This is a genomic window from Arthrobacter sp. SD76, assembly GCF_049726125.1.
GTDB classification, from domain to species: Bacteria; Actinomycetota; Actinomycetes; order Actinomycetales; family Micrococcaceae; genus Arthrobacter; species Arthrobacter nitrophenolicus.
This window is the reverse complement of the sequence record NZ_JBNBLR010000001.1, coordinates 3,340,160-3,363,293: the sequence shown is the minus strand read 5'-3', so window position 1 is coordinate 3,363,293 and position 23,134 is coordinate 3,340,160. Positions and strand designations below refer to the sequence as shown.

The following is a 23,134-nucleotide window of genomic DNA, read 5'->3' as shown; positions in this document are numbered from 1 at the left end:
GAACGTTAGTTGAACCGTGGTCGCAGGGGTCCGGACGCGCCGGATGGGCCCCGGCAAGCGCATAAGGTGGACCTGTGGATCCTATGCTCATCGGCCTGGTTGCAGGCCTCGTCGGCCTGGCGCTCGGCACCTTTGGCGTGCTCGCCTTCCGGGTCAGCGAGAAGCAGCGCCAGCTGCTGGACATCGACGCAGAGGAGCTGGCACTGCCTGCCGGAGCCGCGGAAGTACTCGCCATCATCGGGCGGGCCTTCGTGGTGGTTGACACGGTGGACGGCGTGGTCCGTGCCAGCCCCGCAGCCTACGCCTACGGCCTGGTGCGCGGACATACCGTGGTCCACAAGGAGCTGCTGGACATGACGGCCGGTGTCCGGCGCGACGGCGTCATCCTGGAGAAACAGCTGGAACTGCCCCGCGGGCCGCTGGGACAGGGAACCATCATCGTGCAGGTGCGGGCAGCCATGCTCGGCGAGGAATACATTCTCCTGCTCGCAGACGACCGCACCGAGATCACCCGCACGGAGGAGATCCGCAACGACTTCGTCGCCAACGTCTCCCACGAACTTAAGACGCCGGTGGGCGCCATCTCGCTGCTCGCCGAGGCCCTTGAATCCTCCGCCGACGACGAGCAGGCCGTCCGCCGCTTCGCCAAGCGGATGCACAAGGAATCCGGCCGGCTTGCCGCGCTGGTGCAGGACATCATCGAACTCTCGCGCCTGCAGGAGCCAGCGTCATCCAGCAGGGCGGCCCCGTGGACGTCAACACAGTGATCGCGGAGGCGGTGGACCGGTCCCAGCTGCCCGCGGAAAGCAAGAACATCAGGATCGTGGTGGGCGGCCGGACCGAGGGCAAGGTGTTCGGCGACCAGGACCTGCTGGTCACCGCCCTGCGCAACCTCATCGACAACGCCATCCGGTACTCGCCGGCCAACACCCGGGTGGGCATTGGTGTCCGGTCCCGGGACGGGCTCGTCTCCATCTCCGTCACGGACCAGGGCGAGGGCCTCACCCCGGAAGAACAGGAACGCGTCTTCGAACGCTTCTACCGTGTGGACGCGGCGCGGTCCCGCCACACCGGCGGTACCGGCCTGGGCCTGAGCATCGTCAAGCACGTCGCCTCCAACCATGGCGGCGAGGTGACCGTCTGGTCCCAGCCTGGCCAGGGATCCACCTTCACCCTCCGCCTGCCCGAGATGGAAGGGCACGACGGCGGTGACGACGTTCCGTCCGCGGCCGCCCCTGGGCAGGAGCAGCCAGGACAGCGGACCGACCAGCCAACACTTACCCAGGTACCCCGCGCCGCCGGCGCAAAAGAACGAGGAGCTAGCGCTTGAGCAGGATCTTGATTGTGGAGGACGAGGAGTCGTTCAGCGATCCCTTGTCCTATTTGCTGGGCAAAGAGGGTTTCGAAGTGGAGGTGGTGGACAACGGCCTGGACGCCATCACCGAATTCGACCGCAATGGCGCCGACCTGGTGCTCCTGGACCTGCAGCTCCCGGGCCTGTCCGGGACAGAGGTCTGCCGCCAGCTCCGGCAGCGATCCAGCGTCCCGGTGATCATGCTGACGGCCAAGGACTCGGAAATCGACAAAGTGGTGGGGCTGGAACTGGGGGCTGACGACTACGTCACCAAGCCCTATTCGTCCCGCGAGCTGGTGGCCCGGGTCCGGGCGGTGCTGCGCCGCCAGGGCGAGCCCGAAGAACTGATCTCCTCCACGGTGCAGGCCGGCCCGGTCCGGATGGACATCGAGCGTCACGTGGTGAGCGTGGACGGCGAGCAGGTCCTGCTTCCGCTGAAGGAATTCGAGCTGCTTGAGATGCTCCTGCGCAACTCCGGCCGGGTGCTGACCCGCGGCCAGCTTATAGACCGGGTGTGGGGCTCGGATTATGTGGGCGACACCAAGACCCTGGACGTCCACGTGAAGCGGCTGCGCGGCAAGATCGAACCCGATCCTTCCGCACCGCGGTACCTGGTGACTGTGCGCGGGCTCGGCTACAAGTTCGAGCCGTAGGGGCGCCGCGGGTCCGGGACCGTATCACAGGACATACAAAAGGGAGGGGCCGGCAGGCCCCTCCCTTTTGCATGTGGCTTGCTGCGCGGCCTAGTGGCCGGTGCCGCCGCCAAGCTCGGAGGCCGTGGGTGACGGCGTGGGGGAAGGCGACGGGGTGCTTCCGGCCGGCAGGTATTCCTTGTACTCCGGCAAGGTGGTGTCCAGGACCGGAACCTTGACGGTGTTGCTGACGTTGGTGCCGCTTTCGGTGATCTTGATATCCACCAGCGAGCCCGGGATGCCGCCGGTGGTGCTCAGGACCGCTTCATCGGTTTCGTTGTTCAGCAGGACGTAGGAGTTCGCCTTGACCGGAATCTCGGTCTGTGAGCCCTCGGCGCCGTTGACCGTGAGCTTCACGTCCTGGGACGAAGAGTTGTACACGGCACCGATGACCCGGCCCGGCTCGTCCTCGCCGTTGGAAACGATCAAGAAGTTGCTCAGCTTGAGGGGGCCGAGGTCGGTGACAATGCCGTCCGACGCCTGGTACTGCTCGTTTGTCTGCTGGGAATTGATGTACCCGCAGCCCGACGTCAGCAGCCCGATGCCAAGGGCGGCAGCCGTCAGTGCCAGTTTGCCGCGCTGGGCCCGGTTCGTCGCAGTGAAACGCACGTCACGTACTCCTCGAGAGTCTTGAAACAGATTTAGGCATAGCCTATCCGGAAAGCCGCCGAAACGAGGATTCGGCGGCGTCACATCGCCCTTGGCAGCGCACCGGCGATGCACTATTATCCGCATCCGTCAAGGGGTCCAAGGGGGTAGATTTGGGCCAATTTCCGCGTATTTTCGCGGTTCCAGGGCCTCTCCGCGGCCGGGCATATGCCTGAATCGTGATAAACTGGTCTGCGGGAAAGGGGAAATGTCCACATGGTATTTGAGGTCGGCGAGACAGTAGTTTACCCTCACCACGGTGCTGCGAAGATTGAAGAAATCAAGATGCGCACCATCAAGGGCGAAGAGAAAATGTATCTCAAGCTCAAGGTGGCTCAGGGTGATCTGACCATTGAAGTTCCAGCAGAAAACGTTGACCTTGTTGGGGTCCGGGACGTAGTGGGCAAGGATGGCCTGGAGCACGTGTTTGATGTGCTCCGTGCCGAGTTCACCGAAGAGCCCACCAACTGGTCACGCAGGTACAAGGCAAATCTGGAGAAGCTTGCTTCCGGTGACGTCATCAAGGTAGCAGAGGTCGTCCGCGACCTGTGGCGCCGTGATCACGACCGGGGCCTTTCCGCAGGCGAGAAGCGAATGCTGGCCAAGGCCCGGCAGATTCTGATCTCAGAACTGGCGCTGGCCGAAAAGACCGACGAAGAGAAGGCGGCAAGCGTTCTCGACGAGGTTTTGGCTTCCTGAGCATTAAGCCCCGGCGGCACGAAAGTGCGCCGGGGCTTCTTTTTTGCTCCGCACCTTCACAGCCAACACACGGCAGGGACCGCGCCGGGCACTGCGGCCCGCGGCGACGTAGGCTAGTCCGCATGAGCGAAACACCTAACCGCCTGGTCACCGCGGTGATCCTGGTGGCCGCAGGTTCGGGGCAACGCCTTGGTTATGGCATGCCCAAAGCTGCAGTGCCGCTGGGTGGAGAACCCATCCTGATGCATGCCCTGCGCGGCATCGTCGCGTCCGGAATCAGCAGCCAGGTATGCATTGCGCTGCCCGCCGGCAATGACGGGCTGCGCCGGCTGTGCGAAGACTTCCGCGAAGAGCTTGCCGACGGCGGTCCGCTCCTGACGATCGTTGACGGCGGAGCCACCCGCGCAGACTCCGTCCGGGCCGGACTGGACGCACTGATGGACGGGACGGACGCCGTCATGGTCCACGATGCTGCCCGCGCCCTGACGCCGGACTCCGTCTTCCACCGCATCGCCGACGCCCTCGCTGCCGGTGCCGAGGCGGTCATCCCCGCCATCGCCGTCGTGGACACCGTCAAGACAGTGAAAGCCACCGCGGGCGGCGGTTCGCCTGCACCGGAGGTCGTGACCGGAACGGCGCCCCGTGAGGACCTGCGCGCGGTCCAGACGCCCCAGGGGTTCCGCTTGCCCACGCTCCAGCGTGCCCACGAGGCCGCCCGGTCACTCGACCCGCAACAGTCGGCAGCCGTCACCGATGACGCCATGCTGGTGGAAATGACCGGCACCCCGGTCCACGTGGTCCGCGGTTCCACCCAGTCGCTGAAAATCACCACGCCGCTGGACCTGATCCTGGCCGAAGGGCTGCTCGAAGGCCCGCTTGGTGCCCGCTGGGTGGAAGGCTAGGAATGAAAGACCCGCAAATGATCATTCCCCGGACCGGCATCGGCCTGGACGTCCACGCCTATGCCGCAGAGGATTCCCCGCGCCCCCTGTGGCTCGGCGGACTGTTGTGGCCGGGTGAACGTGGCCTGGCCGGACACTCCGACGGGGATCCCGTTGCGCACGCGGCGGCGGATGCGCTGTTCTCGGCGGCCGGCATCGGGGACCTCGGCACCCACTTCGGCACTGACCGGCCGGAATTCGCCGGCGCCTCGGGAGTGACACTCCTGGCCGAAGCCGCGCGGATCGTCCGGGCCGCCGGCTTCGAAATAGGAAACGTGGCAGTCCAGTTCGTGGCCAACCGGCCCAAATTCGGGCCCCGCCGGGAAGAATCGCAGCAGGTCCTCAGTGACGCCGCGGACGCCCCCATCAGCGTCACCGCCACCACCAGCGACAGGCTCGGATTCACCGGACGCGGTGAGGGCATCACCGCCGTGGCAACCGCCCTGGTCTACCCGCGGCCGGCCGGCGCCATCGGCTAGTCTGGAGCGGTGACCCTGCGCTTCTATGACACTGCCTCCGCTGAAGTCCGGAACTCGTCCCCCTGGTCGAAGGAAAGGCCAGCCTGTACTACTGCGGGGCAACGGTGCAGGGCATGCCCCACGTGGGCCACATCCGGTCCGCGATCGCCTTCGACCAGCTCACGCGCTGGCTGGCGTTCCGGGGGTTCCGGGTAACGGTGGTCCGGAACGTGACGGACATTGACGACAAAATCCTGGCGAAGTCGGAGGCGTCTTTCGCCCCGGACTTCGTGCCGGAGCCCGGGGACGTGGCACAGGAAGAGTGGTGGGCGCTGGCGTACCGCTACGAGCAGGAGTTCCTGCGGGCCTACGACACCCTCGGCGTTTCCCGGCCCACCTACGAGCCGCGGGCCACCGGCCACATCCCGGAGATGCACGCCCTGATCCAGCAGCTGATCGACCGGGGCCACGCCTACCCGGCACTGGATGACTCGGGTGACGTGTACTTCGACGTGCGCTCGTGGAGCAAGTACGGCGCACTGACCCGGCAGAACATCGACGACATGCAGGCTGCCCCGGACGCCGACCCGCGCGGCAAGAAGGACCCCCGCGACTTCGCCCTGTGGAAAGGCTCCAAGGAGGGCGAACCCGCCACGGCGTCCTGGGCTTCGCCGTGGGGCGCGGGCCGTCCCGGCTGGCACCTGGAGTGCTCCGCGATGGTCACCAAGTACCTTGGCACGGAGTTTGACTTCCACGGCGGCGGGCTGGACCTGCGCTTCCCGCACCACGAGAACGAGATGGCGCAGTCGCAGGCGGCAGGGCATCCCTTCGCCAGCTTCTGGATGCACAACGGCATGGTGACCTACGAGGGCGAGAAGATGTCCAAGTCCATCGGCAACACCATCAGCCCCACCGAAATGCTGGAACTCGCCCCGCCCCGGGTGGTGCGCTACTACCTCGGCCAGGCCCACTACCGCTCCGTCCTCGACTACCGTCCCACGTCGCTGCAGGAGGCGGCGGCCGCCGTCGAACGCATTGACGGGTTCCTGGGCAAGGCCGCGGCACGCCTGGGCCAGGATGCCGGGCCTGGTGCGGACGGCGGCCGCACGCCCGGAAGCCTGGAAGCATTTTCCGAGGCCATGGACGACGACCTGAACGTGCCGCGCGCGCTGGCTGCCCTGCACGAGGCCGTCCGGACGGGCAATACAGCCCTGGCGGAGGGCGACGACGACGCCGCCCGGGAGGCGATGCGCGCCGTCACCGTCATGACGGGCGTGCTGGGGCTCGACGCCGTTGCCGGTACCGACGCCCGGAACAGCCGGGAATCGGATGCGCTCGGCGTCCTGGTGGAGGCGCAGCTCGTTGCCCGGGCCGCGGCACGGGCCAACAAGGACTGGGCCGCCTCGGACTCCATCCGCGACATGCTCAACGAGGCCGGCGTGGTGGTCGAGGACGGCCCGGACGGCGCCACCTGGAGGCTGAAGCGCGACTGACCCGAAGGATTCCCGCCGCGGTCCGGCGATTTTTCTTCGGTCAGTAGACTGGTATGCAGACTCAGTCAGCACAATCAAGGGTGGAACATCATGGCCAACAATGGTCGCCGATCGGTTAAGCGAAGAAGGGCCCAACCATCGGAACCGGTGGCCATGGCCGAAAGGCCCTGGAAGGCAAGGGGCCAACGCCCAAGGCGGAGGACAGGCCGTACCACAAGGCCCACAAGGCCAAGCAGCTTGCCGAGCGGTCCGCCGCGAAGCGCGGCACCGGTGCCCGCAGCGCGGGCGCGGCGAAGTCCGGACCCAGGGGACGCGCCACCGAGGAAGTCGTCACCGGCCGCAACTCGGTGGTGGAGGCGCTCCGCGCCGGCATCCCCGCCAAGGCGCTGCACGTCGCCATCCGGATCGAAATGGATGACCGCGTCAAGGAGTCCCTGAAGCTCGCGGCCGAGCGCGGCATCCCGCTCCTGGAAACGGGCAAGCCGGAGCTGGACCGGATGACGGATGACGCGGTCCACCAGGGGCTGGTCCTGCAGATCCCGCCGTACGACTATGCGGACGCCTATGAGCTGGCCGAAGAAACGGTGGACAAGTGGAAGAAGGGGCACGTCGCCAACGCCCCGCTCTTTGTGGCCCTTGACGGCATCACCGATCCCCGCAACCTCGGCGCCATCATCCGCTCCGTGTCAGCATTCAGCGGCCACGGCGTCATCGTTCCCGAACGCCGCTCGGTCGGAGTCACCGCCTCCGCCTGGAAGACCAGCGCCGGCGCCGCAGTCCGCGTGCCCGTGGCTCGCGCCTCCAACCTCAACAATGCCCTTAAGCAGTTCAAGAACATGGGCATCTTCGTCCTGGGCCTGGACGGCGACGGCGACGTCTCGCTGCCGGACCTGACGCTCGCAACGGAACCGGTGTGCATCGTGGTGGGCTCGGAAGGGAAGGGACTCAGCCGGCTGGTCCGGGAGAACTGCGACCAGATCGTGTCCATCCCCATCGATTCGGCGATGGAATCGCTGAATGCCTCCATGGCAGTGGGGATCTCGCTGTACGAGGTCTCGCGCCAGCGGGCAACAAAGTAGGAAACGCTCAAAAAGTTAGAAATGTGAAGGGACGGAGCCCGCGTTCTGCGGGCCCTTCCCTCCCCGGCGCCATGTCCGGCGCCGGGGCAGGTCAAATGCCCGTGGCGGCTACTATTTAGGTGATGGTCATGCCGCTTTTCGACACCGCTTCCACCATGGACTCCTCCACGGCAGTTCCCCTCGGTGTCAGCGTTCCGCGTGGAGATTCCGGCGGCACGCGGCACCGCGCCGGGGGCCGGGCCAACGTGGCCTGCTACGCCCCGGGAGTTCCCAGCCTGGAAATCGTCTACATCGCACCCGGCGGGGACTGGCGTGTCCAGGCGCTCCCCAACGTTACCGACGGCGTCCACCACGGCATCGTGGAGGACCTGCCCTATGGCGCGCGGTACGGGTTCCGTCCCGCCTCCCATGAGCAGTCGCTGCCGCTTGCCATGCCCACCAGGGAGGTTGAGGACGACGGCGGCCAGCCCCTGCTGCTCGATCCGTACGGCCGTGCGGTGGACCAGCGGGACGGGGTGCTCACCAGCGTCCGGATGGCCGGCGACTTCAGCTGGGACGGCGACGAACGGCTGCGCCTGAAGTGGCGCGACACCATCATTTACGAAGCCCATGTCCGCGGGCAGACCATGCTCCACCCGGATGTTCCCCGGGAGCTGCGCGGCACCTACGCCGGCATGGCACACCCCGCCGTGGTGGAGCACCTCACCAGCCTGGGAATCACTTCGGTGCAGCTGCTCCCGGTGCATTTCCACCTCGACGAACCGCACCTGCAGGACCTGGGCCTGACCAACTACTGGGGCTACAACACTGCGGCCTTCTTTGCCCCGCACCCGGCGTATGCCACAAAGGCAGCACAGGAAGCCGGGCCGAAGGCTGTCCAGGACGAATTCAAGGAAATGGTCAAGGCGCTCCACGCGGCCGGCCTCGAGGTCATCCTGGACGTCGTGTACAACCACACGGCCGAGGGCGGACCCGAAGGCCAGACGGTCAGCTTCCGGGGCCTGGGGGAGGACAAGTACTACCGCACGGACGGGCACGGCAAGTACGTGGATACAACCGGCTGCGGGAACAGCCTGAACTTCGGCGAGCCCCGGGTGGTCCAGCTGGTGGTGGACTCGCTCCGGTACTGGGTGGACGAGTTCCACATTGACGGCTTCCGTTTCGACCTCGCGGTCACTCTTTGCCGCAACGCTGCCAACGAATTCGACCCACGGCATCCGTTCCTGCTGGCCGTCGCGGCGGACCCGTCCTGTCGGACGTAAAGCTGATCGCCGAACCGTGGGACGTGGGCTACGGGGGTTGGCAGACCGGACGGTTCCCGGTGGGCTGGGTGGACTGGAACGACCACTTCCGGGATTCCCTGCGCTCCTTCTGGCTTGCGGACCGGGCAGCCCTCGAAAACGGCGGCCACGGCGGATCAGTCGCCAGGCTCGCCGACTCGCTGTCAGGCTCGGCTGCCCTCTTCCAGGCCTCCGGACGTTCCCGCCTGGCGTCGGTGAACTACATCACCGCCCACGACGGTTTCACCCTGAACGACCTCGTTTCCTTCGACCGGAAGCACAACGAGGACAACGGTGAGCAGAACCGGGACGGCCACGGGGACAACCGCAGCTACAACCACGGCGTGGAGGGCCCCACCGAGAACGGCGAGATCCTCGCCAAGCGGGCACAGTCCCGGCGCAACCTGATGGCCTCGCTGCTCATTTCGCTCGGCGTGCCCATGATCACTGCCGGCGACGAACTGGCGCGGACCCAGCTGGGCAACAACAACGCCTATTGCCAGGACAACGCCATCACCTGGGTGGACTGGACCCGCACGCCGGAATCCCACGAAATGCTCCGCAGCACCAAGCGCTACATCCGGCTGCGCAAGGAGTTCCTCGCCGCCCAGCCGCACGACTTCCCCGTCCGCGACGAGCAGTCCTACCTTTACTGGTTCGACCAGGACGGCCGGCCCATGTCCACCGAGCGGTGGAATGATCCGCACCACCGGGTGGTCCAGCTCCTGCTCGGCACCGACGACGGGGAGTTCGCAGGGCTGATCGTGGTCAACGGCGGAACCTCGGACGTGCAGATCACGCTCCCGGAGGTTGCCGCCGAACAGGCCGCCCCGCGCAGGTTCGAGCTCCGCCTGACCACATCGCCGCTGCACGAGCAGCGGCAGGGCGGTGTGGTGGCTGCCGGGGGGACGGACGTGGCCGAGGCCAACTCCATCAGCATTTACCGCACGTAGCCGGGATCCAGGAATGCGCAACCGTACCCTCCTGCCCCTGCTGCTGGGCGCCCTGGCAGTGCTCGCCCTGGTCATGTTCGGCGGCCCCGGACTGCTGGATCAACCGTCGCAAACCACGACGGCGGGAGCCACCACGACGGCGGAGGCCACTTCCGGCGTGACGGCACCCGGTCCCGGATCACCGTCCGGCCCGGTGGCGCCGGCCCCGGCCGAGAACCCGTCGGGGCTGGCATCCATCCGGGAATCGGAGCTGCCGCCTGAGGGACGCAGGGTCCTGGCACTCATCCGCGCAGGCGGCCCGTACCAGTACAGCCAGGATGACCAGCCCTTCGGCAACTTCGAACGCCTCCTGCCCCGCCGGGACCGCGGATACTACCGCGAGTACACGGTGCCCACACCCGGGGAACCAGACCGGGGTGCCCGGCGGATCGTGGCCGGCAGCGGCGGAGACAAGTACTACACCGAAGACCATTACGAGTCGTTCACATTCATAGCGGAAGGCAGCTAAGCAAGCCATGAAGATCTACTCCGGCGATACCTGGACCCTGGAGGAACTGCAGGAACAGGTGGCCGATGCCGGACGCCGAAGCCTGGTTGTCCCGCCGGCTGACAGCAAGCGTGCCGTCCTGGAAACGTTCGGCGAAGTCCTCAGTTTCCCGGAACACTACGGCGTCAACCTCGACGCCCTGAACGATTCCCTGCACGACTTCGCGGACTCCATCACGGACAACGGCAATGCCCCGGTCACGGTCCTCTGGCAGGTGGCCGCGCCGTTCCGGAGCGACAGGTCCTTTGGGATCATCTGTGAGATCCTCCAGGACGCGGAAAGCTACGCCGGCAAGGACCTGGCCGTCACCGCCGTCCTGCTCTAGCAGCAGTCAGCCGCCGGCAGGTTCCTCCTGCGACAGGTAGGTGTCGAGCAGTTCGGAGGCCCGGCCGCCGTCGTCCTCCGCAGCCAGCCCCTTGCGCATGCTCTCCGCCTTTTCCCTGCCGGCGGGGAACGGTGGCAGCAGCGGAACTTCGGGGTCCGTCAGCACCTCGATCACCACGGGCCGGTCCGCGGCAAAGGCCTGCTCCCAGGCATCTCCAAGGAGCTCCGGGTCCTCCACCCGGATGCCCCCAAGGCCCAGCAGCTCGGCGTATCCGGCGAACGGGAAATCCGGGAGCTCCTGGCTGGCAGCGAACCGCGGCTCGCCTTCCGACTCGCGTTGTTCCCAGGTGACCTCCGTCAGCTCCCGGTTGTTGAAGACGCACACCACGAACCGCGGGTCCTCCCAGTCCTGCCACCGGTGGGCCACCGTGGCCAGCTCGGCGACGCCCGCCATCTGCATGGCACCGTCCCCGGCCAGGGCCACCAGCGGCCGGTCGGGGTGGGCCAGTTTGGCGGCAATCCCGTACGGAATGGAGCACCCCATGCTGGCGAGGGTTCCGGAAAGATGCGCCGGGACCCCGGGCGGCAGCACCAGCTGGCGGGCGTACCAGTACACGCAGCTTCCGACGTCGACGCTCACCTGCGCGTTCGCCGGGAGCCTGCCGTTAAGCTCGCGGACCACGCGTTCCGGATTGACGGGAAGGGCAGGCACGGCGGCACGGTCCGCGGCGAGGATGCGCCAGCGGCTGACCTCATGTTCCACGTCCGAACGCCACTGCCCGCGCGGGCGGTGCTCGAGCCTCCGGCCCAGGGCGGTGAGGGCGGATGCCGCGTCACCGGCCAGGCCCACCTCCACCGGGTAGCGGTTGCCGATCTTCTTCTCATCGATGTCGATCTGCACGGCGCGCGCTGCCCCGGGCGGCGGATAGAACTCGGTCCACGGATCATTGGAGCCCACAATCAGCAGGGCATCGCAGTTGCCCAGCAGGTGGGCGCTGGCAGTGGTGCCCAGGTGGCCCATGGTCCCGACGGCGAAGGGAAGGGTCTCATCCACGTACGGCTTGCCCAGCAGGCTGGTGGCAATGCCGGCACCCAGCTTCTCCGCCACCGCCACCACCTCGTCGAAGGCATGCCGGGCACCCTGGCCGACGAGCAGGGCCACCCGTTCCGAGGAGTTCAGGAGGGCGGCCGCGGCGTCCAGGTCCTCATCCCGCGGCGTTTTGGCGGCGGAACTCCATGAGGGGCTGGTGACCACGATGCCGTGTTGCTGCCCAAGCTGCGGTGCCGGCGCGGACTGGATGTCATGCGGGACGATGACGACGCAGGGTGAGGACGTGGCCTTCGCCGTGCGGAACGCCCGGTCCAGGACCATGGGCACCTGTTCCGGGGCGCTGACCAGCTGCACGAACTGGGATGCAACGTCCTTGAACAGGGAGCCCAGGTCAATCTCCTGCATGTAGGCCGAACCCAGCACGGTACGGCTCTGCTGCCCCACGATCGCAACGACCGGTACGCCGTCGAGCTTGGCGTCGTAGAGTCCGTTGAGGAGGTGTACAGCGCCCGGACCCTGTGTTGACGTCACCACCCCCACGCCGCCCGTGTACTTCGCGTGGCCCACGGCCATGAACGCCGCCGTTTCCTCATGCCGGGCCTGGATAAACTCCACGCGCCCGCCGGACCGGCGCAGCGCTCCCATGAACCCGTTGATCCCGTCACCGCTGTACCCGAAAACCCGGCTTACGCCCAGGTGCTGAGCCGGTCCACGATCACGTCGGCCACGGTTTGTTCGGTCATGGGTCCTCCTGCGTCGGTTCAGGCCGGTTGGCGAACGGGTCAGGCGTTGACGATCAGGCCCAGCTCCGCCTTGGATGCCAGGGCTTCATGCCGTGGCAGGACCCTGACCGTGTAGCCGAAGGAGCCCGAGCGGTCGATCACCAGCGAGCCGCTGAAAAGGTGGCGGCCGTTGCCCAGGTCCTCCTTCACCTGCAGCTCCATCAGGGTGATGTCCGCCAGGGTGTCGCTTTCCTCGGCCCGGCCATAGGCCACTTCCACGCACACGTCATCCGGGGTGAGGCTGTTCAGGGCCACATACGCGTTGACCTGCAGGGTGTCGCCGATCTGCGGATCCTCGGAGACGCCCACCGAGTCCACGTGCTCCACGTGGACCTGCGACCAGTTGGAACGCACCTTGGCCGACCACGATGCGAGCGAACGTGCCTGCGAGTACGAGTTGGCGATGGCCCTGCGTCCGGCCTCTGCGGCGGGGCGGTAGAGGATGTTCACATAGTCGCGCAGCATGCGCTCGGCGGAGACGGCCGGGCCCAAGTGCGACAAGGTGTGCTTGATCATGGACACCCAGTGCGTGGGCACCTTCTCGGCCGCCGACGTCGACGGCCCGGCCGCGCCCGCCGCTTCCGAGACGGTGCTGCCGTAGAACCTCGGGGCCACCTGGGTTTCGAGCAGCTCGTACAGGGCTGCGGCCTCGATGTCGTCGCGTTCTTCCGGTGATGCGCCGTTATTGGCGGTGGGAATCGCCCAGCCGTTCTCGCCGTCGTACATCTCGTCCCACCAGCCGTCCAGGACGGACAGGTTCAGCGAACCGTTCAGCGCCGCCTTCATGCCGGATGTCCCGCAGGCTTCCAGCGGACGCAGCGGGTTGTTCAGCCACACGTCGCAGCCCGGGAACAGGGTCCGCGCCATGGCGATGTCGTAGTTGGGCAGGAACGCGATCCGGTGCCGGACCTCGGGGTCGTCGGTGAACCGGACCAGGTCCTGGATCATCTTCTTGCCGGCGTCGTCGGCAGGGTGGGACTTGCCGGCGATGACCAGCTGGATGGGATGTTCCTTGTGCAGGAGCAGTGCCTTCAGCCGTTCCGGTTCACGCAGCATGAGCGTCAGCCGCTTGTAGGTGGGGACGCGGCGGGCGAAGCCGATGGTCAGCACGTCCGGGTCCAGGACGTTGTCCGTCCAGCCCAGCTCGGCGTCGGCGGCGCCGCGCTTCTTCCAGGCGGCACGCAGCCGTTTGCGGACGTCGTCCACCAGCGCGGAGCGCATCTCCCGGCGCAGCGCCCACACATCGGCGTCGCTGACGTTGTAGGCCAGGTCCCAGCGGCCGTTGGCCTCGGCCTCGCTGCCGAACTGGTCGCGGGCCAGCTTGGCGATCCGGCTGTCCACCCAGGTGGGCACGTGCACGCCGTTGGTGACCGAGGTGATCGGTACCTCGGAGGGGTCGAAGCCGGGCCACAGCGCGGAGAACATGCCCCGCGATACTTCGCCGTGCAGCTTGGCCACACCGTTGGCGCGCTGTGCCAGGCGCAAACCCATCACCGCCATGTTGAACACAGCCGGGTTGCCGTCGGCGTAGTTCTCGCGGCCCAGTTCCAGGATCCGGTCCACCGGCACGGCGGGCGCCAGGCCGGCCTGGAAGAAGTGGCTGATCTGTGAGATTTCGAACCTGTCGATGCCGGCCGGAACAGGCGTGTGGGTGGTGAACACGGTGGAGGCGCGGCCGGCCGCCAGGGCCTCGTCGAAGGTGAGCGCCTGGTCCCCGGACATGAGCTCCTGGATGCGTTCGATGCCCAGGAAGCCGGCGTGGCCCTCGTTGGTGTGGAACACTTCCGGTGCCGGGCAGCCGGTGAGCTGCTGGAAGGCGCGCAGCGCCTTGACCCCGCCCATGCCGAGCAGCAGTTCCTGCTGCAGCCTGTGGTCACCGCCGCCGCCGTACAGCCGGTCCGTGATGCTGCGTGCCGCGTCATCGTTGCCGGGCACATTGGAGTCAAGGAGCAGCAGGGGGACACGTCCGACGTCGGCCCGCCAGATGTGTGCCAGCAGCCGGCGGCCGTTGGGCAGCGGCAGGGTGATCTGCAGGGGCTTGCCGTTGCCGTCGGGGGAGGGCTCGCGAAGCAGGGTGAGGGGCAGGCCGTCCGGGTCCAGGACGGGTAGGTCTCCTGCTGCCAGGCGTCCCGGGAAAGGGACTGCTTGAAGTAGCCGGCCTGGTAGAGCAGGCCCACGCCGACCAGCGGCACGCCGAGGTCCGACGCGGCCTTCAGGTGGTCGCCGGCCAGGATCCCCAGGCCGCCGGAATACTGCGGCAGGACCTCGGTGATGCCGAACTCGGGGGAGAAGTAGGCGATGGACGCCGGTGCTTCCGGTCCCAGGCCCTGGTACCAGCGCGGTTCCTCAAGGTACCGGTCAAGGTCTTCCTCCGCTGCCCGCACCCGCTCCACCACCGACCGGTCTGCGGCCAGTCGCTGGAATTCTTCCCTGCTGACCATGCCCAGGAAGCCAACGGGGTCCTGCTCGCTTTCCTCCCAGATGCGCGGATTCAACCCGGCAAAGAGTTCCCGGGTGGGGCGGTGCCAGGACCAGCGCAAATTGCTCGCGAGCCGTGCCAGCGGACGGATGGGTTCGGGAGGACTGTACGGACCGTAAACCTGCGGATTGCCTTCACCTGCGTCACACTAACGGACAACATGGGCGGCCGGAACCAGCTTTGGGTTTCTTTTGGGTAAATGACAAGGGCGTGGAGGAAATGACGTACGGCACGACGAAAATAGTGAGCAGCCTTAGCAATCTCGGACTTTTCTCGCTAACGTCGAGCCTGTGACGACTAACTCAGGAACCAGTGCCGTAACAGAGAAAATGCCAAGGGGATCCATCACGGAGGGACTGCGGTTCGGACGTTTTCCGATCACGGCCGTGCAGCCCGTCGTCGAGGGTGGAAAGTTCCCGGCCAAGGCCTTGCCGGGCGAAGGAATCGTTGTGGGTGCCACCTGTTTCAGGGAAGGCCACGACCAGCTCGGCGTAAGCGCAGTCCTGCTGGACCCGTCGGGCGCTGAGCGCCAGCGCGTCCGGCTCGCGCCGCCGCGCGGGGAACGCGGCATGGGAACCGACCGCTGGGAGGGCATCCTCACGCCGTCGGAAACCGGGCACTGGTCCTTTGTGATTGAAGCCTGGCATGACCGCTATGGCACCTGGCACCACAACGCCGAGGTCAAGATCGCTGCCGGGATCGATGTTGAACTGATGCTCGCCGAAGGCGCTGCGCTGCTGTCCGAAGCGTCCGACGACGACTCGCGGAACGAGGCGGACAGGGCCACGTTGCGCTGGGTGGCCGAGAGGCTGGCGGACCAGTCGCTGAGCCCGGAGGACCGCCTCGCCGCCGGCTTCAGTCAAGGAGTGGCTGACATTGTCGCCCGCCAGCCCATCCGTGAGCTGGTGACCGTTTCGGAGAAGTTCCCGCTCAACGTTGAGCGTGACCGTGCCGGCCGCGGTGCCTGGTACGAGTTCTTCCCCCGTTCTGAAGGCGCGGTCAAGGACCACTCCACCGGCATCTGGACCTCCGGAAACTTCCGGACTGCAGCGAGGCGGCTGGACGCCGTTGCGGCCATGGGCTTCGACGTCCTGTACATGCCGCCCATCCATCCCATCGGCGTGAAGCACCGCAAGGGGCCCAACAACACCCTGTTGCCGGCCCCCATGACCCCGGTTCGCCTTGGGCCATTGGTTCCGAGGAAGGCGGGCACGACGCCATCCACCCCGACCTCGGCACCTTCGAGGACTTTGACGCTTTCGTGGCCAGGGCCAATGAGCTGGGCCTGGAAGTTGCCCTGGACCTTGCCCTGCAGGCCGCCCCGGACCACCCCTGGGTGACGTCGCACCCGGAATGGTTCACCACCCGCGTTGACGGCAGTATTGCCTACGCCGAAAATCCGCCCAAGAAGTATCAGGACATTTATCCGCTGAATTTCGATAATGATCCTGAGGGTCTTTCCAATGAAATTCTGCGGATTGTCCTGCTCTGGGTCAGCCACGGCGTAAAGATTTTCCGGGTAGATAACCCGCACACCAAACCTGTTTGGTTCTGGGAGTGGCTCATTGCCGAAGTCAATAAAGCAGTGCCGGGAGTGGTGTTCCTCGCCGAGGCGTTCACCCGGCCCGCGATGATGCACGCCCTGGGCCGGGCCGGCTTCCAGCAGTCCTACACCTACTTCACCTGGCGCAACACCAAGAAGGAGATCGAGGACTACTTCCAGGAGGTGAGCCACGAGTCGCCGGCGTTCTTCCGGCCCAACTTCTTCGTCAACACCCCGGACATCCTCACCCCCTACCTCCAGTTCGGTGGCCCGCCGGCATTCCGGATCAGGGCAGTGCTGGCCGCAACGGCCAGCCCGCTGTGGGGAGTCTACGCCGGCTACGAGCTGTATGAGCACGTTGCCCGGCCGGGTGCCGAGGAGTACATCGACAACGAGAAGTTCGAATACAAGGCACGCGACTGGAATGCGGCAGCCGAATCCGGGCGCACCCTGGCACCGTTCATCACCCGGCTGAACCACCTGCGCCGGGACCATCCTGCGCTCCAGGACCTGCAGAACCTTACGGTCCACCAGAGCACGGACGCTTCCACGGTGGTGTACTCCAAGCACAAGACCTTGCCTGACGGTTCCAAGGACACCCTCATCGTGGTGGTCAACGTGGACCCGCACGTCACCAAGGAATGCACCGTGACCCTGGACCTCGCCGCACTTGAACTGGACCCGCAGGACCTGACCGCCAACGGCGGGTTCTACGTGGACGACCTCATCTCCGGCGAAAGCTGGGAGTGGGGCGAGTACAACTACGTGCGCCTGGACCCGCACGTTGAGCCCGCACACATCCTCAGCGTGAGGAGAATGCATCAGTGAGTTTTACTCCGCAAAGTTCGGGCCAGCACTTCACCCCCAAGAGCACATTCGAGCTCAACGCCCCGGGCCTCCAGCATGATCCGCTGTGGTACCGGAAGGCCGTGTTCTACGAAGTACTGGTCCGGGCTTTCGCGGATGCCAACGGCGACGGGTCCGGAGACTTCTCCGGCCTGATCGACCGGTTGGACTACCTGCAGTGGCTTGGCGTGGACTGCCTCTGGCTGCCGCCCTTCTTCCAGTCGCCGCTGCGGGACGGCGGCTACGACATCTCCGACTACAACTCCGTGCTGGACGAGTTCGGCACCATCAGCGACTTCAAGCGCCTGGTGGCCGAGGCGCATGCCCGGGGCGTGCGCGTGATCATCGACCTGCCGCTGAACCACACCTCGGACCAGCACCCCTGTTCCAGGAATCCCGCAAGGACCCTGACGGGCCCTATGGTGACTTCTACGTCTGGAGCGACACGGACGAGAAGTACCAGGACGCCCGCATCATCTTCGTGGACACCGAGGAGTCGAACTGGACGTTCGACCCCATCAGGCGGCAGTTCTTCTGGCACCGGTTCTTCAGCCACCAGCCGGACCTGAACTTCGAAAACCCCAAGGTGATCGAAGCGCTCTTCGATGTGGTGCGGTTCTGGCTGGACCAGGGCATCGACGGTTTCCGGGCCGACGCCATCCCGTACCTGTACGAGGAGGAAGGGACAAACTGCGAGAACCTGCCGGCCACCCACGAGTTCCTCCGCAAACTGCGGGCCATGGTGGACGAAAGCTACCCCGGCCGGGTGATTATCGCCGAGGCCAACCAGCCGCCCAACGAAGTGGTGGAGTACTTTGGCACGGAAGCGGAACCGGAGTGCCACATGGCCTTCCACTTCCCGATCATGCCGCGGCTCTACTACGCGCTCCGGGACCAGAAGGCAGCGCCCATCATTGAGACCATGAAGGACACCCCGGACATTCCGGAGGGCGCGCAGTGGGGCACCTTCCTTCGCAACCATGACGAGTTGACCCTCGAAATGGTCACCGCGGACGAACGCGCGGCCATGCTCGGCTGGTACGCCCCCGATCCGCGGATGCGGGCCAACATCGGCATCCGGCGCCGGCTGGCGCCGCTGCTGGACAACTCGCGTGCCGAGATCGAACTGATCAACGCGCTGCTCCTGTCCCTGCCAGGCAGCCCGTTCCTGTACTACGGCGACGAAATCGGCATGGGCGACAACATCTGGCTCGAAGACCGGGACGCCGTGCGCACCCCCATGCAGTGGAACCCCGACCGGAACGCCGGTTTCTCCCATGCGGACCCGGGCAAGCTCTACCTGCCTCCCATCCAGTCGCTGGTGTACAACTACAGCATGGCGAACGTGGAGGCCGAGGCCGCCCACTCCGGCTCCCTGCTCCGGTGGACCCGGCAGATCCTGAGCGTCCGCAAGAACCATCCCGCGTTCGGACTGGGCGGCTACAAACACCTGGAGGCCGACCACGACGCCGTCCTTGCCTACCTGCGTGAACTGCCCTACGGCAACCCCGCGGGTATGGACGGCGAAACCATCCTGTGCGCCTTCAATCTTTCGCAGCACCCCGTGGCAGCCCGGCTGCGGGTACCGGAGTACGCCGGCCGCGGACTGCGGGATGTCTTCGGGGGACAGGTGTTCCCCGGAATCAATGACGACGGCACGCTGACGCTGACCCTGGGCAGCCACGATTTCTTCTGGCTGCGCGTCCGGTCGGCGGCATCCAACCCGTCGTCGCCGTACACCCAGGCCATGCCCATCCTGTCGATAGAGGAGTGACATGAACCAGCCTATTCTCACGCCCGCCCTGACCGCGCTGCTCCAGGAATGGCTCCCGAAGCAACGCTGGTTTCCCATCAAGTCGCCGGACTTCGAAATGTCCCAGGCCGGGAGCCTGGGGCTTGAAGACCCGGCCAGGCACGCAGCTCTGTCCGTGTTCCTGCTGAATGTCAGCACGCAGGGGCCCGACGGCGCCAGGCGGACTGCCGTGGTCCAGGTTCCGCTGAGCTTCCGGCCGGCACCCGCGGCAGGAATGGAACGCGCGCTCGTCGGCGAAGCCGCCGGGACGGATCCGTCCCGGCCCTGGGTCTACGACGCCGTCCATGATCCCGACTTCGTGGGCAGCTGGCTGGAGCTGATCCGGAATGAGGAGAAGGCTGCCAGCGGCACGGCAGCGGGCTTCAAGGTCCCCGGGAGCTACCGGCTGCCCACCGCGCGCGGTGTGGTGAAGGTCCTGTCCGGCGAGCAGTCCAACAGTTCAGTCATTGTGGACGACGGCGAATCGGCCGCGATCGTGAAGTTCTTCCGCGTGTTGTCCGAGGGCGCGAACCCCGAAGTTGAGGTGGGGTCGGCCCTGACCTCGGCCGGGACGTCCGAAGTGCCCGCCACCCTCGGTTGGGTGCGGGGCGAGTGGCTGGCCTCGGGCAGGACCGCGCCCAACGGCAAGGGGAACCGCCAGGTCCAGGGCGAGTTGGCCGTGGCACACGAATTCCTGGCCGGCGGCAGGGATGCATGGCGCCTCGCCGTGGATGCCGCCCGTTCCGGAGCCGATTTCACGGCAGAAGCGCGGGCCCTCGGCGCCGCCACCGCAACAGTGCACCGGCGCCTTGCCGAAGCGCTGGGACAGTCCGCCGAAAGCGAACCGGGCAAGGTGATCGGACCGGGAGTAGCCCAGCGCGTCCGGCAGGCATGGGCGGAAGCCGGTCCCGCCGTCGGGCCCTGATGACAAAGAACTGGAAGCGCTGCTGCAAGGCCTCGACGGCGTGCCCACCGGGCCGCTGCAGCGGATCCACGGCGACCTCCACCTGGGCCAGATCCTGCAGGTCCCGGCGCAGGACGGCCCTGCCCGCTGGGCAATCCTCGATTTTGAAGGTGAGCCCCTCCGGCCCATCGCCGAACGGAACGTTCCCGATGTTCCGCTGCGCGACGTCGTCGGAATGCTCCGGTCCTTCGACTACGCGGCGGGTGCCGCCCAGCGCGAACAGGAAGGCGCCCAGGTGCCCGCCACGTGGGTGGACGACTGCGCAGACGCTTTCCTGGAAGGCTACGCCAGTGTCACGCCGGGAACCGTGGACCGGAAGGCGCCCCTCTTTGTGGCATTGTGGCTGGACAAGGCACTGTACGAAGTAGTTTATGAAATGCGTAACAGGCCCGACTGGCTGGCGATCCCGGTGAACGCCTCCAGGCGGCTCCTTAGCGGTAACAGCGCCGGCGACCATGCCGGGGCAGCATCGGAAGGTAACGAAATGACAGGCTCAGCACGAACTGACCGCCCGGGCGCACCGCTGCAGGTGGACGACGGCACCTTGGGCAGGATCGCAAACGGTGAACACCACGCCCCGCACTCGGTCCTGGGCGCGCACCTGGACGACTACGGGCACGTCACTATCCGCACGGTGAAGCACCTCGCCGAAGCCGTCAGCGTCATCACCTCCGCAGGCGAAACTCCCATGCAGCACGAGTCGCACGGCGTTTGGGTTGCCGTCCTGGAACCGCTGCAGCACGGACATGTGCCCGATTACCGGCTGTCGGTCACCTACCCCGGGGCTGAGCCGGTAACGGTGGACGAACCGTACCGGTACCTGCCCACCGTCGGCGAGGTGGACCTGCACCTGATCGGCGAGGGCCGGCACGAAAAGCTCTGGGAGGTGCTGGGCGCCCACGCCCAGCACTACAAGTCCCCGCTGGGTGACGTGGACGGCGTTTCCTTCGCCGTCTGGGCTCCCAACGCGCAGGCTGTGCGGGTCAAGGGTGATTTCAATGCCTGGGACGGACGCGAACACTCCCTCCGCTCCCTTGGCTCCTCCGGGGTGTGGGAACTCTTCATCCCCGGCGTCCCGGCAGGCGCGTGCTACAAGTTCGAAATCCGGACCAAGGCTGGTCACTGGGTGGAGAAGGCCGATCCCCTTGCGTTCGGTACCGAGGTGCCGCCGCTGACGGCTTCGAGGGTGGTGGAATCCTCCTACGCCTTCAAGGACGACGAGTGGATGGAAGCCCGCGCCCAGCGGGACCCGCACAATTCCCCGATGAGCGTCTACGAAGTACACCTCGGCTCCTGGCGGCTGGGACTGGGCTACCGCGAGCTCGCCAAGGAACTGGTGGACTACGTCAAGTGGCTGGGGTTCACCCACGTGGAGTTCATGCCGGTGGCGGAGCACCCGTTCGGCGGCTCCTGGGGCTACCAGGTCACCTCCTACTTCGCACCGACGTCCCGCTTTGGGCACCCCGATGAATTCCGGTACCTGGTGGACACCCTCCACCAGGCCGGCATCGGTGTGCTGCTGGACTGGGTCCCTGCCCACTTCCCAAAGGATGCCTGGGCCCTTGCCCAGTTCGACGGCGAGCCGCTCTACGAACACGCAGACCCCAACCTTGGCGAGCACCCGGACTGGGGCACCCTGATCTTCGACTTTGGCCGCACCGAGGTACGCAACTTCCTTGTGGCCAACGCCCTCTACTGGCTCGACGAGTTCCACATCGACGGCCTGCGCGTGGATGCGGTTGCCTCCATGCTCTACCTGGACTACTCCCGTCAGGACGGCCAGTGGCAGCCCAACCGCTTCGGCGGACGGGAAAACCTGGAGGCCATCTCCTTCCTGCAGGAAGTCAACGCCACCGTCTACAAGACGCACCCGGGTGCGGTGATGATCGCGGAGGAATCAACAGCGTTCCCGGGGGTAACCGCCCCCACCAGTCACGGCGGGCTGGGCTTCGGACTCAAATGGAACATGGGCTGGATGCACGACTCCCTCAAGTACGCCTCCGAAGATCCCATCAACCGCAAATGGCACCACGGCACCGTCACGTTCTCCATGGTGTACGCGTTCACGGAAAACTTCCTGCTGCCCATCAGCCACGATGAGGTTGTGCACGGCAAGGGATCCATGCTGCGCAAGATGCCGGGCGACCGCTGGCAGCAGCTCGCCAACCTGCGCGCTTTCCTGGGCTACCAGTGGGCGCACCCCGGCAAGCAGCTGATCTTCATGGGCACCGAATTCGGCCAGGAAGCGGAATGGTCCGAGCAGCACGGGCTCGACTGGTGGCTCGCCGACATCCCCGCGCACAAGGGCCTGCAGCTTCTTACCAAGGACTTGAACGAGCTGTACAAGACCACACCGGCGCTCTACACCCGGGACAACGAGCCTGGCGGTTTCCAGTGGATCAACGGCGGCGACGCAGACCACAATGTCCTGTCCTTCATCCGCTGGGACAAGGACGGCAACCCGCTGGTGTGCGCCATCAACTTCTCCGGCGGTCCGCATGTCGGCTACACGCTGGGCGTACCGACGGCGGGGCCGTGGACGGAAGTCCTCAACACGGACCACGAGACCTATGGCGGTTCCGGTGTCCTGAACAAGGAAGGACTCAAGGCCATTGACGAAGGCCAGGACGGCCAGCCCGCCGCGTTGACGGTCACCCTGCCTCCGCTCGGCGCCGCCTACTTCAAGCCTGGTGCGGCTGCACCGAAGGTAACGGGAAGTGGGGCCACCGCCTAGCCTGCGGTGTGACCCGCATGGAACGGCCCGGGATCCTTGTGATTCCGGGCTTTTCCATGCCGCCACGCGTCCGTGGTGGGAACCGGCTCCCGGGGGAGTTGGCCATCGCGGCCGAGTGGTGGTAGAGTTTATTTCCGCGCTGGTCCACAGAGTCAGCCGGAAAACCCGACCAAAAAGCTTCACGCTGATGAAGGTCGCGGCCGCCGGTTTGACAAGAGTGAAGCCAGCCGGTAAGTTTGAAAAGTTGCTCCGGAGCGATCCTGAATGTTGGTTTGGGTGGTGTCGGGTGTGTCTGTTGTTTGAGAACTCAATAGTGTGCCAAGTTTGTTGATACCGATTATGTAATGTGATTGGTTGAATTGCCGGATCGTGCCGCCCCTGTGGCATTGGTTTGGTTTTACAGCTGGTTTCAAATTTTGTGCAGCCTTTGCTGGTGTTATTTCCACTGGTTTTGGTTGTGTCTGTTTTTGTTTTT

7 protein-coding genes and 9 pseudogenes are annotated in these 23,134 nt (G+C 66.2%); 13 read left to right on the top strand and 3 right to left on the bottom strand.

Annotated features, from left to right (window positions below; genetic code table 11):
• Positions 1-83 precede the first annotated feature (83 nt).
• Together ACPEE0_RS16205 and ACPEE0_RS16200 are read left to right on the top strand one after the other, a co-directional pair.
• Positions 84-1,330, top strand: a pseudogene (locus ACPEE0_RS16205) (sensor histidine kinase).
• Positions 1,327-2,007 carry a response regulator transcription factor gene (locus tag ACPEE0_RS16200; RefSeq protein WP_079598280.1) on the top strand — a complete coding sequence of 227 codons (681 nt, stop codon included), beginning with the start codon at positions 1,327-1,329 and terminating at the stop codon, positions 2,005-2,007. The pseudogene ACPEE0_RS16205 and the gene ACPEE0_RS16200 overlap by 4 nt, the downstream one beginning before the upstream one ends.
• A gap of 90 nt (positions 2,008-2,097) precedes the next feature.
• Here ACPEE0_RS16200 and ACPEE0_RS16195 read toward each other — a convergent pair whose 3' ends face one another.
• The gene (locus tag ACPEE0_RS16195; RefSeq protein ID WP_009357289.1) at positions 2,098-2,655 is read right to left on the bottom strand and encodes a hypothetical protein; all 558 of its coding nucleotides are present in this window, start codon (positions 2,653-2,655) and stop codon (positions 2,098-2,100) included.
• A gap of 255 nt (positions 2,656-2,910) precedes the next feature.
• On the opposite strand from ACPEE0_RS16195, the gene ACPEE0_RS16190 reads away from it, so the two are divergent.
• The 8 genes and pseudogenes from ACPEE0_RS16190 (at position 2,911) to ACPEE0_RS16155 (ending at position 10,469) form a co-directional block, all read left to right on the top strand.
• Positions 2,911-3,393, top strand: a complete 483-nt coding sequence (locus tag ACPEE0_RS16190) for a CarD family transcriptional regulator (protein ID WP_009357288.1) — start codon at positions 2,911-2,913, stop codon at positions 3,391-3,393.
• Between the two features lie 122 nt (positions 3,394-3,515).
• Positions 3,516-4,295 (top strand): 2-C-methyl-D-erythritol 4-phosphate cytidylyltransferase, encoded by a 780-nt coding sequence (gene ispD / locus ACPEE0_RS16185; protein ID WP_009357287.1) that lies wholly within the window; start codon positions 3,516-3,518, stop codon positions 4,293-4,295.
• Between the two features lie 17 nt (positions 4,296-4,312).
• On the top strand, positions 4,313-4,813 hold the full coding sequence (gene ispF, locus ACPEE0_RS16180; RefSeq protein WP_009357286.1) for a 2-C-methyl-D-erythritol 2,4-cyclodiphosphate synthase: 501 nt from the start codon (positions 4,313-4,315) through the stop codon (positions 4,811-4,813).
• Between the two features lie 9 nt (positions 4,814-4,822).
• A pseudogene (gene cysS / locus ACPEE0_RS16175) lies at positions 4,823-6,285 on the top strand (cysteine--tRNA ligase).
• 90 nt (positions 6,286-6,375) lie between these two features.
• Positions 6,376-7,364: pseudogene (gene rlmB, locus ACPEE0_RS16170) on the top strand (23S rRNA (guanosine(2251)-2'-O)-methyltransferase RlmB).
• A 122-nt stretch (positions 7,365-7,486) separates the two neighbouring features.
• Positions 7,487-9,597 (top strand): annotated as a pseudogene (gene glgX / locus ACPEE0_RS16165) (glycogen debranching protein GlgX).
• A gap of 13 nt (positions 9,598-9,610) precedes the next feature.
• Positions 9,611-10,105, top strand: coding sequence for a ribonuclease domain-containing protein (locus ACPEE0_RS16160; protein WP_424574857.1), 495 nt, complete (start codon positions 9,611-9,613; stop codon positions 10,103-10,105).
• A 7-nt stretch (positions 10,106-10,112) separates the two neighbouring features.
• Positions 10,113-10,469 (top strand): barstar family protein, encoded by a 357-nt coding sequence (locus ACPEE0_RS16155; protein ID WP_009357281.1) that lies wholly within the window; start codon positions 10,113-10,115, stop codon positions 10,467-10,469.
• A 6-nt stretch (positions 10,470-10,475) separates the two neighbouring features.
• Here the strand turns inward: ACPEE0_RS16155 and ACPEE0_RS16150 are convergent.
• Together ACPEE0_RS16150 and glgP are read right to left on the bottom strand one after the other, a co-directional pair.
• Positions 10,476-12,262: pseudogene (locus ACPEE0_RS16150) on the bottom strand (thiamine pyrophosphate-requiring protein).
• A gap of 39 nt (positions 12,263-12,301) precedes the next feature.
• Positions 12,302-14,918: pseudogene (gene glgP, locus ACPEE0_RS16145) on the bottom strand (alpha-glucan family phosphorylase).
• Between the two features lie 191 nt (positions 14,919-15,109).
• On the opposite strand from glgP, the pseudogene ACPEE0_RS16140 reads away from it, so the two are divergent.
• The 3 pseudogenes from ACPEE0_RS16140 (at position 15,110) to ACPEE0_RS16130 (ending at position 22,659) form a co-directional block, all read left to right on the top strand.
• A pseudogene (locus ACPEE0_RS16140) lies at positions 15,110-17,151 on the top strand (alpha-1,4-glucan--maltose-1-phosphate maltosyltransferase).
• Positions 17,148-18,943 (top strand): annotated as a pseudogene (gene treS, locus ACPEE0_RS16135) (maltose alpha-D-glucosyltransferase). Before ACPEE0_RS16140 ends, treS begins: the two co-directional pseudogenes overlap by 4 nt.
• Before the next feature lies 1 nt (position 18,944).
• Positions 18,945-22,659 (top strand): annotated as a pseudogene (locus ACPEE0_RS16130) (1,4-alpha-glucan branching enzyme).
• Positions 22,660-23,134 lie beyond the last annotated feature (475 nt).